Genomic DNA, 14,973 nt, shown 5'->3' with positions numbered 1-14,973 from the left:
TCAACGGCCCTTGAATTCAGGAGTGCGCTTGGCCATGAAGGCGCTGACGCCTTCACGGTAGTCTTCGCTGCGCCCGGCCAGGCGCTGCAGGTCGCGCTCCAGGTCGAGCTGCTCGTCGAAGCTGTTGCTGGCGCTGGCGTTCAGCGCGCGCTTGATCAGCGCCAGGCCGTAGGTCGGCTGGGTGGCCAGCTGGCGGGCCAGCTTGAGGGCCTCGTCCTGCAGGGCGGCGTCGTCGACGCAGCGCCAGATCATCCCCCACTGCTCGGCCTGCTCGGCGGAGAGGCGGTCACCCAGCAGGGCGAGGGCCTTGGCGCGGGCCATGCCGACCGCGCGCGGCAGGGTCCAGGTGCCGCCGGAATCCGGCACCAGGCCGATCTTGCAGAACGCCTGGATGAAGCTGGCCGACTTCGCGGCCAGGGTGATGTCGCAGGCCAGGGCGATGTTGGCGCCGGCGCCGGCAGCCACGCCGTTGACCGCACAGATCACCGGCATCGGCAGGTCGCGCAGGGCGCGGATCAGCGGGTTGTAGTTCTTCTCGATCGACTCGCCCAGGTCCGGGGCGGCAGTGCCCGGGGCCACGTTGCGGTCGCCCAGATCTTGCCCTGCGCAGAAGCCGCGGCCGGCGCCGGTGATCAGCAGGCAGCGCACCTCGGCGTTCTGGCGCACCTGCTTGAGGGCCTCGCGGACTTCCTTGTGCATCTGCGCGTTGAAGCTGTTGAGCTGGTCCGGGCGGTTCAGGGTCAGGCTGGCGACGCCCTGCTCGATGGTGAAGAGGATGTGTTCGAAGCTCATGAAAGGCGTTCTCTTATTAGTAGAGGGGCGCGGGGCGACCCCGGAATGCTCGCGGGCGACAGGCGCGCTCAGCGGCCCTTGTAGATCGGCCGACGCTTTTCCTGGAAGGCACGGATGCCCTCGTTGCGATCCTCGGTGCCGGCCAGCAGGGTGAAGGCGTGGCGCTCGAAGCGCAGGCCGCTGGCCAGGTCGGTGTCCTCGGCCTTGAGCAGGGCTTCCTTGGCCAGGCGCACGGCCAGCGGCGCCTTCTCGGCGATCTTGCGGGCGATGGCCACGGCGCGCTCGACGGTCAGTTCCGGCTGGGTGATCTCGCTGACCAGGCCGGCCTCGAGGGCGCGGCGGGCGCCGATCGGCTCGCCGGTGAGGACCATCTGCATGGCTAGCGACTTGCCGACCGCGCGCAGCAGGCGCTGGGTGCCGCCGGCGCCGGGCATGATCGCCAGGTTGATTTCCGGCTGGCCGAACTGGGCGTCCTCGCCGGCGATGAGGATGTCGGCGTGCATGGCCAGCTCGCAGCCGCCGCCGAGGGCGAAGCCGTTGACCGCGGCGATCAGCGGCTTGGAGAAGCGGGTGATGCGCTGCCAGTGGGCCAGGCGCGGATCTTCGAGGATGCCGACCAGGTCGCGCTCGGCCATTTCCTTGATGTCGGCGCCGGCGGCGAAGGCGCGGCGGCTGCCGGTGATGACCACGGCGCGGGTGTCGGCGCAGGCTTCGGCGGCATCCAGTTCGGCGGCGAGTTCGCCGAGCAGCTGGGTGTTGAGGGCGTTGAGCGCCTCGGGGCGCTGCAGGGTGATCAGGCGCACGCCCTGTTCGGGAGGCAGGACGCTCAGGGTCTGAGGCATGGAGAAACATCCTCGCGGTGCACGCCGGCCGGGGCCGGGCTCGTTTCTTGGAATTGTTGTTGCGTCCGCCAGCAGGCTCTCTGGATGGGGCCTGTGAGGCTGTTTGCGGAGCAGCCGTTTCAGTCGAGTATACCCATAAAGTGATACGGATCAATAAATTCAAAGTCATTTTCCGTGTCTGTTTTATCGCTATCCGTGTCAGTGCCGACGGACGGTGGCGAGGCCGGGCGGGGCGCCTGAATGCCCGGAAAATCCCGCTGAGAAGCGCTGTTTTCCTGCCATTCCCTTGATTTTCAAGGGCTTTGCCCCGTGTATGGATTTCTCCGTCGGGCGCGGTTATCGTGATGTGATACAAGAAAGTGGTCTGGCATTAGACAAATGTCTTGTTTGTCGGTCAGCCCCGTCACTTACGAGGACCCCGCCGTGCCTGCATCCGTCTCCGCACTCGACCTGTTCGCCCGCCACCAGCCGCTGCTCGAGCGCGCCATCGAGGCCATCGCCAGTCGCGACCACTGGACGCCCTATCCGGAAAGCCAGCGGCCCTATGGCGAGGAGGCGCTGGCCGCCGGCCCGGCCAACTTCGCGGCGCTGCAAGGCCGCCACTTCGAGCTGGCCTGCCCGGCGGTCAAGGGCCGCGTCGGCGGTGAGCGCTCGCCCTACGGCTTCGATCTCGGCATCACCTACGATCAGCCGGACCTCGACGCCCTGCTGACTCACCTGCAGGCGCAGCTGCCGGCCTGGCGCGCCGCCGGCCCGCAGGCGTGGATCGGCGTGTGCCTGGAGATCCTCCAGCGCCTCAACGCGCAGAGCTTCGACATCGCCCACGCCGCCGTGCACACCACCGGCCAGGGCCTGCCGATGGCTTTCCAGGCCGCCGGCCCGCATTCCCAGGACCGCGGCCTGGAGGCGGTGGCGCAGGCCTGGAAGCTGCTGCGCGAGGTGCCGGAAGCGGCGCGCTGGACCAAGCCGCAGGGCAAGCTCGACCCGCTGGTGGTCGACAAGCGCTTCCACATCGTGCCGCGCGGCATCGCCCTGGTGATCGCCTGCTCGACCTTCCCGACCTGGAACACCTACCCGGGGCTGTTCGCCAGCCTGGCCACCGGCAACCCGGTGCTGGTCAAGGCGCACCCCGGCGCCATCCTGCCGGTGGCGATGACCGTGCGCGTCGCCCAGCAGGTGCTCGCCGAGGCCGGCTTCGACCCGGCGCTGGTCAGCCTGGTGCCGGACACCCTCGATGCGCCGGTGGCCAAGCAGCTGGCCCTCGATCCGCGGGTCAAGGTGATCGACTTCACCGGCTCCAGTGCCTTCGGCAACTGGCTGGAGGACAACGCCCGCCAGGCTCAGGTGTTCACCGAGAAGTCCGGCCTCAACAGCGTGGTGATCGACAGCGTGACCGACCTCAAGGCGGTGGCGCGCAACCTGGCGTTCAGCCTCAGCCTGTACTCCGGGCAGATGTGCACCACCCCGCAGGCCATCTACGTGCCGCGCGGGGGCATCCGCACCCCGGAGGGCGTGCTGGGCTTCGACGAGGTGGCGCAGGCGCTGGCCACGGCGGTGAGCAAGTTCCTCGCCGACAACGAGCGCGCCTGCAGCGTGCTCGGCTGCATCCAGTCCGAGGCCACCCTGGCGCGCATCGACGCCTGCCGCGCACTGGGCGAGGTGCTCCTGGACAGCGAGGCGCGCGTGCATCCCGAGTACCCCGCGGCGCGCGTGCGCACCCCGCTGCTGCTCAAGGTCGACGCCAGTGAGCGCGATGCGTATGCGGAAGAGCGCTTCGGGCCGATCAGCTTCGTCATCGCCACCGACGACACCGCGCACAGCCTGCAGCTGGTGCGCGAGACCCTCGGCGAGAAGGGCGCGCTGACCCTGGCGGTGTATTCCACCGACGAGGCGGTGCTGGAGCAGGCCGAGGAACTGGCGCAGGATGTCGCCGTGGCGCTGTCGATCAACCTGGACAACGGCCTGTTCGTCAACCAGTCGGCGGCGTTCAGCGACTTCCACGGCACCGGCGGCAACCCGGCGGCCAACGCCGCGCTGACCGACGCGGCCTTCGTGGCGCGGCGCTTCGTGGTGGTGCAGAGTCGGCGTCACGCCTGATTTTGGCTCCCTCTCCCGCTGGCGGGAGAGGGTTGGGGTGAGGGTGGCCGGCAGCGTACCCTCACCCCCGGCCCCTCTCCCAAGGGGAGAGGGGAGACCCGCAAAGACCAACAACAAGAAACGAGGAATCCCCATGCCCTGCTACCGTTACGCCGGCGTCACCCCGGTGGTCCACCCCGACGCCTACGTGCATCCCACCGCGGTGCTGATCGGCGACGTGATCGTCGGCGCCGGCTGCTACGTCGGTCCGCTGGCCAGCCTGCGCGGCGACTTCGGACGCATCGTCCTCGAGGAGGGCGCCAACCTGCAGGACACCTGCGTGATCCACGGCTTCCCGGCGAGCGTCACCCGTATCGCCCGCAACGGTCACATCGGCCACGGCGCGGTGCTGCACGGCTGTCAGATCGGCGAGGACGCGATGGTCGGCATGAACGCCGTGGTGATGGACGACGCGCAGATCGCGCCGCGCTCGATCGTCGCCGCCTGCGCCTTCGTCAAGGCCGGCTTTAGCTGCGAGGAGCAGTCGCTGGTGATGGGCGCGCCGGCGCGGGTCAGCCGCCAGCTCACCGACAAGGAAGTGCGCTGGAAGCAGGCCGGCACCCGCGAGTACCAGGTGCTCGCCCAGCGCTGCCGCGAGGCCATGGAGGAGTGCGCGCCGCTGACCGAGCTGGAGGCCGAGCGGCCGAGCCTGCCGGCTTCCGAGGTGAAGCCCAAGGACGCCTCCTGATCCGTCAGCGGGCGCTGCCCGGCATGCCGAGCAGCGCCGAGCGCGAGGTGAGCAGCGATGAACAGTAGGCAGACCACGGTGGACGAGGCGCTCGACGGCTGGCTGCAGCGGGTCAACGCGCTGTGCGGGCGCTTCTGCGCCAAGGCGCTCGGCCCCGAGTTCGCCGGCGCCATCGAGCAGTACCGCGGCGGCGCGCTGCAGATGTCCTTCGTCGACATCGCCCATGCCCGTCTCTACCGCACCCCGCAGGAGGTGGCGGCGAATGACGGCAAGGGCTACTACGCGGTGTTCCAGCTCGCCGGCAGCGCCTGCATGGCGCAGGACGCGCAGCGCATCGTGCTCGAGCCGGGCGACATCACTCTGATCGACGCCGCGCGGCCCAGCGACTTCAGCTATGGCGCCGGGGCGCGCCAGCTCAGCCTGATCCTGCCGCGCGAGGTGGTCGAGCGCAGCCTGCGCTTCGCCGCGGTGCGCAGTTGCGAGGTGATCGCGGCGCACACGCCGGTGGCGGTGCTGGCCAACAGCCTGGTGCACGAGTCGGCGCGCCAGGAGGGGCTCAGCCTGCTGGAAAGCGAGGCGACCCTGGATGCGCTGGTCAGCCTGCTGCGTCCGGCGATCAGCGCCAGCGAGAATGTCGACGACCTGCACGAGCGGCTGTTCCGCCGTGCGCTGGCGTTCATCGAGCGGCACATCTGCGAGCCGGAACTGTGCCCGGAGCTGCTCGCCCGCGAGATCGGCGTGTCGCTGCGCGGCCTGTACCGCATGTTCGCGCGCAAGGAGCTGGTGGTGGCGCAGTACATCCGCAACCGCCGCCTGGACCTGTGCGCCGAGGCGCTGCGCCACGCCGGCAGCGACCTCAAGCTGTCGGCGCTCGGCTATGCCTGGGGGTTCTCCGATTCCAGCTACTTCTCCACCGCCTTCAAGGCGCGCTTCGGCGTGTCGCCCGGCGAGTACCGCAAGCGCCACCGCCCCGACGGCTGAGCCCGCGCGCATCCCCGGCGCATGGCGCAGGCTGGCAGCCTGAGCAATGCGCCTGGCATGCATCCACAAGAACCCCGCCATCCGCCTGCGCACAATGGCCTGCCCATGCCGGGCGTTGCTGTTTGCCTCCGTCCGGCGTCCCGCGGCGGCGCAGCCAGCGTCGCCCGCGCCAGAGCGGATACGAGGTGTGAAGATGAGTGTCGTCAGTGTCCTGCCGCAGGTTGCGGCCTTTCTCCAGCGCCGCCACGGCTGCTTCATCGACGGCCAGTGGCTGGTCGACGACAGCCCGCGCAGCCCGGTGGTCAACCCGGCCAGCGGCGAGCGCATCGCCGAGGTGGCCGAGGCCGACGAGGCGCTGCTCGACCGCGCCGTGCAGTCGGCGCATGCCGCGTTCAAGGGCGGCGTATGGGCCGGCCTGCGTCCGGCCGACCGCGAGCGCATCCTGTTGCGCTTCGCCGCGCTGGTCGAGGAGCACGGCGAGGAGCTGGCGCAGCTGGAGACCCTCAACCAGGGCAAGTCGATCAACGTCTCGCGCATGCTCGACGTCGGCGCCAGCGTCGAGTTCATGCGCTACATGGCCGGCTGGGCGACCAAGATCGAGGGCCAGAGCCTCGACGTGTCGATCCCTATCCCGCAGGGCGCGCGCTTCACCGCCTTCGCCCGCCGCGAGCCGGTCGGCGTGGTGGCCGGGATCATCCCGTGGAACTTCCCGCTGATGATCACCCTGTGGAAGGCCATGCCGGCGCTGGCCTGCGGCTGCAGCGTGGTGATCAAGCCGGCCAGCGAGACGCCGCTGTCGGCCCTGCGCCTGGTCGAGCTGGCCCATGAGGCCGGGGTGCCGGCCGGCGCCTTCAACCTGGTCACCGGGCGCGGCAGCCGCATCGGCAACGCCCTGGCCGGCCACCCGCTGGTCAGCAAGGTGTCGTTCACCGGCTCCACTGAGGTCGGCCGCGGCGTCGGCATCGCCGCCATGCAGAACATGACCCGCTTCGCCCTCGAGCTGGGCGGCAAGAACCCGATGATCGTGCTGGCCGACGCCGACCTCGACAAGGCCGTGCAGGGCGCGCTGCTCGGCGGCCTGCTCAACCAGGGCCAGGTGTGCGCCGCCGCCTCGCGCTTCTACGTGCAGCGCTCGCGCTATCAGGAATTCGTCGCGGCCCTCGGCGCGGCGGTGAGCGGGATGAAGATCGGCCCGGGCATGGACGCCAGCGCGGCGATCAACCCGCTGGTGTCGCGCAAGCAGCAGCAGAGCGTGCTGGCGCACGTCGAGATGGCCCGCCGCGAGGGCGCCCGCGTGGTGGCCGGCGGCGGCGAGGTGGCCGGAGCGGGCTTCTACGTGCAGCCCACCGTGCTGGCCGACGTGCGCCAGGAGATGAGCATCGCCCGCGACGAGGTGTTCGGCCCGGTGCTCTCGGTGCTGGCCTTCGACAGCGAGGACGAGGCCATCGCCCTGGCCAACGACAGCCCCTACGGCCTGGCCGCCAGCCTGTGGACCAACGACCTGACCAAGGCGATGAACCTGGTGCCGCGCATCGAGGCCGGCACCGTGTGGGTCAACGCCCACGTGCTGCTCGACCCCAACATGCCGTTCGGCGGCGTCAAGCAGTCCGGCGTCGGCCGCGAGTTCGGCCGCGCGGTGATCGAGGCCTACACCGAGATCAAGTCGGTGTGCATCGCGCACTGATTGAACGAGCGGGCCGTGAAGACGGGCGGGGCAGCGATGCCTCGCCCGTTTTTGTTTGCGGCGCTGCGACTGGGGCGCAACAGGGCCACAAACGACTCGGGCCGGCATAAGCCGGCCCGAGCGTTGTTGCAGCCGCTGCGGCAAAGACTACGGCGTGCCCATGCCGTCCTCGATGGCCAGGCCCTGCTCTCGCATCCGTGCGATCAGTCCGGCACGGGTGCCGGGCAGGTTGAGCAGGGCGTTGTGGCGCACCTTGCCCACTTCCTCGGCGCTGTACGGCTGGAAGTTCGCCGGGGTGCTGGCGCCGGCCATGCCGCCGGGCTCGAGGATCCAGTTGAGCAGCTCGGCGATCTGCGCGTCGCTCAGCGCGGCCTGGGCCACGCCGGGGACGCGGACGAGGAACTCGCGGCCGCCCGCGACGCGCAGGAAATTGCCGACGAAACCGGCCATCTTCGGCGTGTCGTTGCGCGGCGCGCCTTCGCCGCTGCCCAGGTGGCAGCCACGGCACTGCAGCTGGTAGTTGGTCGCCGCGCTGTAGCCGGCCTGGGCGATCGGCGTCTGCGGCGCCTCGTTGCCCGGTGCCGGCTTCTGCTGCGGGTCGGGGAAGGCGCGGGCCAGTGCCGGGGGAGCCGCCAGTGCGGCGGCTAGCCCGGCGAGGATCAGCAGGCGCATGGCGGCTCCCTCCCTCACGTCGCGACGCCGCGGATCACCGAGATGGTGCAGTGGTAGACGCTGTTGGACTTGGCGCCCAGGCACCAGTTGACGTCGTTGTTGTTGAACGGCCGGTACATCGGCTCCTCGCTGTCGTTGCGGGTGCAGGCGCACTGGCCGCAGGCGTGCTTACCGCAGCAGTCGTTGTAGGAAATGATGTAGTCCTTGCCGTCCGCCGGGTTGCGGCAGGTGCCGACCCAGGTCACCTGCGACACTTCGGTGCCGGGCGGGCAGCTGGTGGCGGTGCCGCCGCAGCAGTTGCACAGGAAGCCGTCCACCGAGCAGTAGCGCCAGTAGTCGCAGCTGTTCGGATCGCCCGGGTCGCCGGGGATGCCGGTTTCGCCGGCATGCGCCTTGGCGGCGCGGTCGATGGGCAGCAGCAGCGGCAGGGCGGCGCCGGCCACCAGCCAGGAGCCGAGACGCGACAGCGCCTGGCGGCGCGAGGTCACGTCGGCGACCCGGCGCGCGGAGCGCTCGAACAACAGATCCAGCAGTTTCATGGGGTGTCTCCTCGGGCCGGGTTAGGGGTGGGTCTTCACGGCATGGTCGTGGTTATGGACGTGAGCGTGGTCATGGCCGTGCAGGTAGTCCTGCAGCGAGGCGATGCCCATCTGTTCGGCCTCGAACAGGCTGTCCAGATGCTCGCGCGAGTTGACCAGGCCCTTGGCGCGCAGGGTGCCGGCCTTGTCGATCAGCACCGCGTAGGGCAGCTTGCCGATCTGGTAGGTCATGCCGACTTCCGGGCCGACCACGTAGGGCGCGTCGTCCAGCTTGAACTCGCGGATCAGCGCGGCCTGGGCGTCCATGTCGCCGTCGCTGACGTAGACCACCTGCAGATCCGGGCGCGCCTTGCCGACCGCCTTGATCGCCGGCAGCAGCGACTTGCAGATCGGGCAGGTCGGCGACAGGAAGAACAGCAGCTGGCCCTGGTCGCCGGGGTAGCCGAAGTTCACCGGGCGACCCTGGCGGTCGGCGGCGGTGACCTGCGGCGCCGGTTCGTTGACCGCCACGCCCTTGTCGATCATCAGCGCGCCGGCCGGGGCGATGCGCGCGTGCAGCACGCCGATCTGGCGCACCAGGCCCATGACCACGAAGGCGAGGACGATCAGCAGGACCCAGAGCAGGATGTTGGAAATGATCAGGCCTTCCATATTTTTACCTTCCAGTCAGTTTGAGCAGGCGCGGGGCGTTGGTCAGCAGACCGTCGGCCGCCGCGTAGAGCAGCAGGACCACCGCAGCGGCGGCGAGGGCGACGAAGCCGTCGAAGGCGCCGAGGTCGCGGGCCAGCGCGGGCAACGCGGCGAGCAGGGCGAAGCCGAGCAGCACGGCATTGCGCAGCAGCAGGATCGGCCGCAGCGGCTGGCTTTCGCCGGGACCGGCGCAGCCGCAATCGATGTCGCGGCGCCCGCGCCACAGGTTGACGGCGATGGCGCCGGCGTAGGCCAGCATCAGCGCCGCCGCCGCCAGCGCCGCCAGGCCGCGGCTGACCGGCAGCAGCAGGCCGAGGGCGACGGCGCCCTCGAGCAGCGGCAGGGCGCGTGCCGCCGGCCTGACCAGCGCCGCCGGCAGCAGGGCGTAGGCTTCCAGCTGCGCGGCGAACCAGCGTGGCGCGCGCAGCTTGTGGGTCGCCGCCGTGGCGAGGATCGCGGCCAGCGCCAGGGCGCAGGCGTAGATCAGGATCGGATCGAGTGGCATGGCAAGCTCCTCAGTGGCTCTGCACCAGTGTCGGGGTCTTGGCGACCTTCTCCATGCTGCCGGTGTGCTTGCCGCTGTTCAGGTCGAAGATCTCCAGACCGCCGGTGACGGTGCTGGCGAGCAGCAGCGGGGCGTCGTCGCTGGTGGCGTGCAGGCTCCACATCAGGCCGGGCGCCTCGAGGGTGGCGATCTTCTTGCCGCTCTTCAGATCGAAGGCCCAGACGATGGTGCTCGGGTCTTCCCAGTTCAGCGGCTTGTGGTCGGGGTGCATCAGCACGTAGAGGCGATCGAGCTTGGGCGCCAGCGCCATGGTCTGCCAGCCGCCGGGTGCCCAGCCGGCCTTCTTCTCCTCGTCGCTGACGAGAGACCAGGTCGGCAGGAACTTCGGCTTGTCGCCGGACAGGTCGACCGGGTGGATCACCCCCTCGGTGGTGGTGAAGTAGTAGGTGTCGCCCTTGGCCACCGCGCGCTCGACCATCTTGACCTGGTTGGGGTCGAACATCGGCGTCTGGTGGCGGGAGACCTCCTGGCCCTGGTCGTTGAGGGTCACCACCTGCAGGCTGCCATCGCCGCACAGCGAGGCGAAGCGCCGCGCGCCCACCGGGTAGTTGAGGATGCAGCCGCCGATGGCGACCTCGCTGGCCACCTTGCGCGCCTGGATGTCGACCACGGTCACCGAGGTGGACGGGGTGAAGTTGTAGACGTAGACGAAGCGGTCGTCGCTGCTGGTGGTCAGCGCGTAGCGCTCGGTGATGCTGTTGGCGCGCTTGGGCGGAATCTCCACCTCCCAGAGCGGCGACAGGGTCGAGCTGTCCCAGGCGGTCAGCATGTCGGTGCGGGTGCCGCGCACGTAGCGCGACCAGTAGGTGTCGGCGGTGTAGAGCAGCTTCTGGTCGCGTGAGGGCACCATCGGCGCCATGCCGCCGGTGCTGAGCATGCCGAGCATGCGCTTGTTGTCCGGATCGACCACCACCACGCGGGTGGCGATCATGTTCTCGAACTCGACGTCGACGATGTAGGCGCGGTGCGGCTCCGGCGGGAAGGGCAGGGTGACCTGGCCTTCCTTCTCCACCGGCAGCTCGGCGTGGGCGGCGCCGGCCAGCACGATGCCGAGCGCCAGCGCGGTGCGGGCAAGGATGGGGCTTATTCGCATGGGATGGCTCCCTGTTCTAGTTGTTGGACCGCGCTCTTGACGCGGTGGATTGGCCACTTCGAGTCTGCCGGCAGGCGGGCGGCGCTGCATTGCTGTGTCTGCCAAATGCTTGTCTGCCTGTGCCATGCGCCCGGTCGTGCAGCGCGCTGGCGGAATGTCCGAGTGGTGCGGTCGGGTTGTAGCATTCGCCCCGATCCCCTAGGTATAGTCGCGTTTTTTCGGCCATTCCCTGCTCCCATGACTTCCCTCGCCCCTCTGGCCAATCTGATCCAGCGCTTCCAGCAGCAGACGCCCATCCGTGCCAGCTCGCTGATCGTCACCGTGTATGGCGATGCCATCGAACCCCATGGCGGCGCGGTGTGGCTGGGCAGCCTGATCCAGCTGCTCGAGCCGATGGGCATCAACCAGCGGCTGATCCGCACCTCGGTGTTCCGCCTGACCAAGGACGGCTGGCTGAAGGCCGACAAGGTCGGTCGGCGCAGCTACTACAGCCTGACCGGCGCCGGCCGGCGGCGCTTCGAGAAGGCCTTCAAGCGCATCTACAGCAGCAACGTGCCGGCCTGGGACGGCACCTGGTGCCTGGCGGTGCTGTCGCAGCTGGAGCCCAACAAGCGCAAGCAGGTGCGCGAGGAGCTGGAGTGGCAGGGCTTCGGCGCGCTGGCGCCGACCGTGCTGGCCAGCCCGCGCTGCGACCGCGCCGACGTGGCGGCGACCCTGCAGGAGCTGGAGGCGCTGGACGACACCATCCTGTTCGAGACCACCACCCAGGAGGTGCTGGCCTCCCGGGCGCTGCGCCTGCAGGTCAAGGAGAGCTGGAAGATCGACGTGCTCGGCTCCCACTACAGCGAGTTCATCCAGCTGTTCCGCCCGCTGTGGCAGGCGCTGCGCGAGCAGGCGCAGCTCGATCCGCAGGACTGCTTCCTGGCCCGCACCCTGCTGATCCACGAATACCGCAAGCTGCTGCTGCGCGACCCGCAGCTGCCCGACGAGCTGCTCCCCGGCGACTGGGAAGGCCGCGCCGCGCGCCAGCTGTGCCGCAACATCTACCGGCTGATCTGCGCGCCGGCCGAACAGTGGCTGAACCAGGTGCTGGAAACCGCCGAGGGCCCGCTGCCGGAGGCCGGCGAGAGCTTCCAGCGGCGCTTCGGCGGGCTGCAGTAGGCCCGCGCACGCGGTCGGCGGCGGCCGCGGGTCAAGAATGTTTATTCGATAGAAAGCCTTCGGTTATGTTTTTTGTATCGCTTGCAGAACGGCGTGCCGGGTCTCTGCTTGCTTGATAAGTGCTCTAAAACAAGGGTTTGACGGCTTTTGCTCGATCGGCTGGCGCCTGGCCGGTTGTCCGGTGCTCACGGGTTTTGGTGTAAGGGATACCTAAATAGACTTTTTTCCTGTTGATCTGTATCTCTTTTTGGGTATGCTCCGAACGTGCGGCTTTGCCTGACTGCCTGTGGCAGCAGCGCATGCAGCCAGAGCCCCCAAAGCCCAACAAGCCGATACAAGAATAATTCGGGAGCACCCCATGATCCGCCTCAAGCTGGCCGCCCTGGTCACCGCCGTTGCTTGCGCCGCCTCCGCCCAGGCCGCCGAGACCTATACCCTCAAGTTCGGTCACTTCCTGCCGTCCACCTCCTATCAGCAGCGCGAGATGTTCGAGCCCTGGTGCGCCAAGCTGAAGGACGAGTCCGCCGGCCGTCTGCAGTGCCAGATCTATCCGTCCATGCAGCTCGGCGGCACCCCGGCCAAGCTGGCCGACATGGTGCGCAACGGCGTCGCCGACATCGTCTGGACCGCACCGTCCTACTCGCCGGGCAAGTTCCCGCGCATCGAGGCGGTCGAGCAGCCGTTCCTGATTCCCTACGGTGCGCGCAACGGCGACCCGATCATCTGGAACTTCTACCAGCAGTACGCCCAGGACGACTTCAAGGGCTACAAGGTGCTGGCCATGCACGGCGACGGCGGCATGGGCTTCCATACCCGCAGCAAGGCGATCGACAGCCTCGACGACCTCACCGGCATGAAGCTGCGCGCTTCGCACCGCGCCTCGGCGCTGCTGGTCGAGGCCCTCGGCGCCGCGCCGGTGAGCATGCCGCCGCCGCAGATGACCGAGTCGCTGTCCAAGGGCGTGATCGACGGCGTGCTGTTCACCTGGAGCACCATCCGCGACGTCAAGGTCGACGAAGTGACCAGCTTCCACAGCGAGCCGCCGGCCGGCTCCCCGGCATTGACCAGCACCGTGCTGACCATGCTGATGAACGAGAAGAAGTTCGCCAGCCTGCCCAAGGACCTGCAGGAGATCATCGAGCGCAACAGCGGCCCGGCGCTCAACAACATGATCAGCAACGTCTGGGACCAGCACATGGAAGGCGCGATCAAGGCCACCCCGGCCGAGCAGATCGTCAACATCAGCGCGGAAAACTACGCCGCCATGCAGAAGGCCGCCGAGCCGGTGGCGCAGAACTGGGTCAAGGAAGTCGCCGCCAAGGGCGTCGACGGCGCGGCCCTGCTGCAGGGAGTGCGCGAGATTGCCGCAGCCCAGAAGCAGGCTCAGGCCCAGGTCCGGTAATCCATCATGGCCGAGTCGCTTTCCTTCGAAGGCGGCCTGGAACTGCAACGCGGCCCACTGGGCCGCGTTCTTTTTCTGGCCTGCCAAGGCTTTGCCCTCGCCGGTGGCCTGGTGCTGCTGGCGCTGATCAACATGTCGCTGATCTCGATCATCGGCCGCAAGCTGTTCGCCACCCCGATCCGCGGTGACATTGAGCTGATGGAGATGGGCGCGGCGGTGGCGATCGCCACCTTCCTGCCGCTGTGCGAACTGCGCGGCACCCACATCAAGGTCGACGCCTTCACCATGAAGATGTCCGCCGGCGTGCAGCGCAGCCTGGATGCCTGTGGCCATCTGCTGTGCCTGCTCGCCGCGCTGATCCTCGCCTGGCGCACCGGCCTGCAGCTGTTCGACAACCTGGAGTACGGCGACGTCTCCACCCTGCTGTCGATTCCGCTGTGGATTCCGCTGCTGCTGATCGTCCCCAGCCTGATCCTGCTGGCGCTGGCCAGCGCCTACCGGATCTTCATCTGTGTTGCTCCGGGAGGTCGCGCATGAGCGGTCTGAGTCTCGGCCTGATTGCCCTGGCGATCACCCTCACCCTGCTGGCGCTGCGCGTGCATATCGGCATCACCATGCTGATCGGCGGCGCGGCCTGCTTCTGGGCGGTCAACGACGGCGACCTGTCGTCGCTGCTGTTTACCCTCAACAACCTCGCCTACTCGCGGCTGTCCAACTACGACCTGGCGGTGATTCCGCTGTTCGTGCTGATGGGCCAGTTCGCCACCCACGGCGGCCTGTCGCGGGCGATCTTCCGCTGCGCGGCGGCCTTCATCGGCCACTGGAAGGGCGGCATCGGCATGTCGGCGATCGGCGCCTGCGCCGGCTTCGGCGCGATCTGCGGCTCCTCGCTGGCCACCGCGGCGACCATGAGCCACGTGGCGCTGCCCGAGCTGCGCCGGCACAACTACTCCGGCCGTCTGGCCACCGCCACGGTGGCGGCCGGCGGCACCCTGGGCATCCTGATTCCGCCGTCGGTGCCGCTGATCATCTACGCCGTGCTGACCCAGGAGTCGATCGCCAAGCTGTTCGTCGCCGCAGTGATCCCCGGCATCCTCGCCGCCATCGGCTACATGGTCGTGCTGCGCATCATGGTCGCCCGCGAGGGCGGTCACGACCACGAGCAGGCCAAGGCCGGCAGCGCCGAACGCCTCAAGGCCTTCGTCAACGTGCTGCCGGTGATCGGCGTGTTTGTGGTGGTGATCGTCGGCATCTACGGCGGCTGGTCCAACCCCACCGAGGCGGCCTCGATCGGCGCCGCGGCCTGCGGCATCCTCGCGGTGGTCCAGGGCGGCATGCGCTGGGAAGGCATCCGCACCAGCCTGCTCGGCACCGCGGAAACCACCGCGATGATCTTCCTCGTGCTGCTCGGCGCCGATCTGCTCAACTCCGGCCTGGCGCTGACCCAGATGCCCACCGAGCTGGCCGAATGGGTGAAGAACAGCGGCATGGCGCCGATGCTGGTGCTGCTCGCCATCCTCGTCACCTACCTGATCCTCGGCTGCGTGATGGACTCGCTGGCGATGATCCTGCTGACCATCCCGATCTTCTACCCGATGATCATGGGCCTGGACTTCTTCGGCCTGGACGAGTCCTCGAAGTCGATCTGGTTCGGCATCCTGGCGCTGATGGTGGTGGAGATCGGCCTGATCACCCCGCCGCTGGGGATGAACCTGTTCATCGTCCAGC

15 protein-coding genes are annotated in these 14,973 nt (G+C 68.9%); 8 read left to right on the top strand and 7 right to left on the bottom strand.

What is annotated here, in order from left to right; all coding sequences use genetic code 11:
• Window positions 1-792, bottom strand: a complete 792-nt coding sequence (gene paaG, locus BM297_RS18500) for a 2-(1,2-epoxy-1,2-dihydrophenyl)acetyl-CoA isomerase PaaG (RefSeq protein WP_092434400.1) — start codon at window positions 790-792, stop codon at window positions 1-3.
• 68 nt (window positions 793-860) lie between these two features.
• Window positions 861-1,634 (bottom strand): 2,3-dehydroadipyl-CoA hydratase PaaF, encoded by a 774-nt coding sequence (gene paaF / locus BM297_RS18495; protein ID WP_092434397.1) that lies wholly within the window; start codon window positions 1,632-1,634, stop codon window positions 861-863.
• Window positions 1,635-2,057: 423 nt separating this feature from the next.
• Between paaF and paaN the strand changes: the two genes are divergently transcribed.
• The 4 genes from paaN to BM297_RS18475 all read left to right on the top strand — a co-directional run bounded on the left by paaN (window position 2,058) and on the right by BM297_RS18475 (window position 7,123).
• Complete coding sequence (paaN, locus tag BM297_RS18490; RefSeq protein WP_245768296.1) at window positions 2,058-3,731, top strand: phenylacetic acid degradation protein PaaN; 1,674 nt, start codon at window positions 2,058-2,060, stop codon at window positions 3,729-3,731.
• A gap of 133 nt (window positions 3,732-3,864) precedes the next feature.
• On the top strand, window positions 3,865-4,458 hold the full coding sequence (gene paaY / locus BM297_RS18485) for a phenylacetic acid degradation protein PaaY (RefSeq protein ID WP_092434391.1): 594 nt from the start codon (window positions 3,865-3,867) through the stop codon (window positions 4,456-4,458).
• A 57-nt stretch (window positions 4,459-4,515) separates the two neighbouring features.
• Window positions 4,516-5,439, top strand: a complete 924-nt coding sequence (gene feaR / locus BM297_RS18480) for a transcriptional regulator FeaR (protein WP_092434388.1) — start codon at window positions 4,516-4,518, stop codon at window positions 5,437-5,439.
• Window positions 5,440-5,632: 193 nt separating this feature from the next.
• A complete protein-coding gene (locus BM297_RS18475; RefSeq protein WP_092434386.1) occupies window positions 5,633-7,123 on the top strand; it encodes an aldehyde dehydrogenase family protein in 1,491 nt (496 codons plus the stop codon).
• A 147-nt stretch (window positions 7,124-7,270) separates the two neighbouring features.
• Here BM297_RS18475 and BM297_RS18470 read toward each other — a convergent pair whose 3' ends face one another.
• The 5 genes from BM297_RS18470 to BM297_RS18450 are packed head-to-tail and all read right to left on the bottom strand — an operon-like array spanning window position 7,271 to window position 10,682.
• Complete coding sequence (locus BM297_RS18470; RefSeq protein ID WP_092434383.1) at window positions 7,271-7,795, bottom strand: cytochrome C; 525 nt, start codon at window positions 7,793-7,795, stop codon at window positions 7,271-7,273.
• A gap of 14 nt (window positions 7,796-7,809) precedes the next feature.
• Window positions 7,810-8,334, bottom strand: coding sequence for a methylamine dehydrogenase light chain (locus BM297_RS18465; protein WP_092434380.1), 525 nt, complete (start codon window positions 8,332-8,334; stop codon window positions 7,810-7,812).
• A 21-nt stretch (window positions 8,335-8,355) separates the two neighbouring features.
• The gene (mauD, locus tag BM297_RS18460; RefSeq protein WP_092434377.1) at window positions 8,356-8,985 is read right to left on the bottom strand and encodes a methylamine dehydrogenase accessory protein MauD; all 630 of its coding nucleotides are present in this window, start codon (window positions 8,983-8,985) and stop codon (window positions 8,356-8,358) included.
• Between the two features lie 4 nt (window positions 8,986-8,989).
• Window positions 8,990-9,529 carry a MauE/DoxX family redox-associated membrane protein gene (locus BM297_RS18455; RefSeq protein WP_092434374.1) on the bottom strand — a complete coding sequence of 180 codons (540 nt, stop codon included), beginning with the start codon at window positions 9,527-9,529 and terminating at the stop codon, window positions 8,990-8,992.
• Between the two features lie 10 nt (window positions 9,530-9,539).
• Window positions 9,540-10,682: an amine dehydrogenase large subunit gene (locus BM297_RS18450; RefSeq protein WP_092434371.1), complete on the bottom strand. Its 1,143-nt coding sequence runs from the start codon at window positions 10,680-10,682 to the stop codon at window positions 9,540-9,542.
• Between the two features lie 237 nt (window positions 10,683-10,919).
• Between BM297_RS18450 and paaX the strand changes: the two genes are divergently transcribed.
• The 4 genes from paaX to BM297_RS18430 form a co-directional block, all read left to right on the top strand.
• Entirely contained in the window at window positions 10,920-11,843 is a 924-nt protein-coding gene (gene paaX / locus BM297_RS18445; RefSeq protein ID WP_092434368.1) for a phenylacetic acid degradation operon negative regulatory protein PaaX, read from the top strand.
• A gap of 358 nt (window positions 11,844-12,201) precedes the next feature.
• The gene (locus BM297_RS18440; RefSeq protein ID WP_092434365.1) at window positions 12,202-13,245 is read left to right on the top strand and encodes a TRAP transporter substrate-binding protein; all 1,044 of its coding nucleotides are present in this window, start codon (window positions 12,202-12,204) and stop codon (window positions 13,243-13,245) included.
• Between the two features lie 6 nt (window positions 13,246-13,251).
• Window positions 13,252-13,782 (top strand): TRAP transporter small permease, encoded by a 531-nt coding sequence (locus BM297_RS18435; RefSeq protein ID WP_092434362.1) that lies wholly within the window; start codon window positions 13,252-13,254, stop codon window positions 13,780-13,782.
• A partial coding sequence (locus BM297_RS18430) for a TRAP transporter large permease (protein WP_139231082.1) occupies window positions 13,779-14,973 on the top strand: 1,195 nt, incomplete at its 3' end. The genes BM297_RS18435 and BM297_RS18430, both read left to right, overlap by 4 nt.

It is taken from the genome of Geopseudomonas sagittaria, from assembly GCF_900115715.1.
Lineage (GTDB): Bacteria > Pseudomonadota > Gammaproteobacteria > Pseudomonadales > Pseudomonadaceae > Geopseudomonas > Geopseudomonas sagittaria.
Note: the sequence above shows the minus strand (reverse complement) of the source record. Positions and strands in the feature narration are given on the sequence as shown.

What these genes read in the sequence shown, in the direction of transcription:
- paaF (WP_092434397.1), bottom strand. Translation starts at nt 1,634, where the DNA reads ATGCCTCAGACCCTGAGCGTCCTGCCTCCCGAACAGGGCGTGCGCCTG.
- BM297_RS18450 (WP_092434371.1), bottom strand. Translation starts at nt 10,682, where the DNA reads ATGCGAATAAGCCCCATCCTTGCCCGCACCGCGCTGGCGCTCGGCATC.
- BM297_RS18470 (WP_092434383.1), bottom strand. Translation starts at nt 7,795, where the DNA reads ATGCGCCTGCTGATCCTCGCCGGGCTAGCCGCCGCACTGGCGGCTCCC.
- paaY (WP_092434391.1), top strand. Translation starts at nt 3,865, where the DNA reads ATGCCCTGCTACCGTTACGCCGGCGTCACCCCGGTGGTCCACCCCGAC.
- BM297_RS18440 (WP_092434365.1), top strand. Translation starts at nt 12,202, where the DNA reads ATGATCCGCCTCAAGCTGGCCGCCCTGGTCACCGCCGTTGCTTGCGCC.
- BM297_RS18455 (WP_092434374.1), bottom strand. Translation starts at nt 9,529, where the DNA reads ATGCCACTCGATCCGATCCTGATCTACGCCTGCGCCCTGGCGCTGGCC.
- paaG (WP_092434400.1), bottom strand. Translation starts at nt 792, where the DNA reads ATGAGCTTCGAACACATCCTCTTCACCATCGAGCAGGGCGTCGCCAGC.
- mauD (WP_092434377.1), bottom strand. Translation starts at nt 8,985, where the DNA reads ATGGAAGGCCTGATCATTTCCAACATCCTGCTCTGGGTCCTGCTGATC.
- paaX (WP_092434368.1), top strand. Translation starts at nt 10,920, where the DNA reads ATGACTTCCCTCGCCCCTCTGGCCAATCTGATCCAGCGCTTCCAGCAG.
- BM297_RS18435 (WP_092434362.1), top strand. Translation starts at nt 13,252, where the DNA reads ATGGCCGAGTCGCTTTCCTTCGAAGGCGGCCTGGAACTGCAACGCGGC.
- BM297_RS18475 (WP_092434386.1), top strand. Translation starts at nt 5,633, where the DNA reads ATGAGTGTCGTCAGTGTCCTGCCGCAGGTTGCGGCCTTTCTCCAGCGC.
- BM297_RS18465 (WP_092434380.1), bottom strand. Translation starts at nt 8,334, where the DNA reads ATGAAACTGCTGGATCTGTTGTTCGAGCGCTCCGCGCGCCGGGTCGCC.
- feaR (WP_092434388.1), top strand. Translation starts at nt 4,516, where the DNA reads ATGAACAGTAGGCAGACCACGGTGGACGAGGCGCTCGACGGCTGGCTG.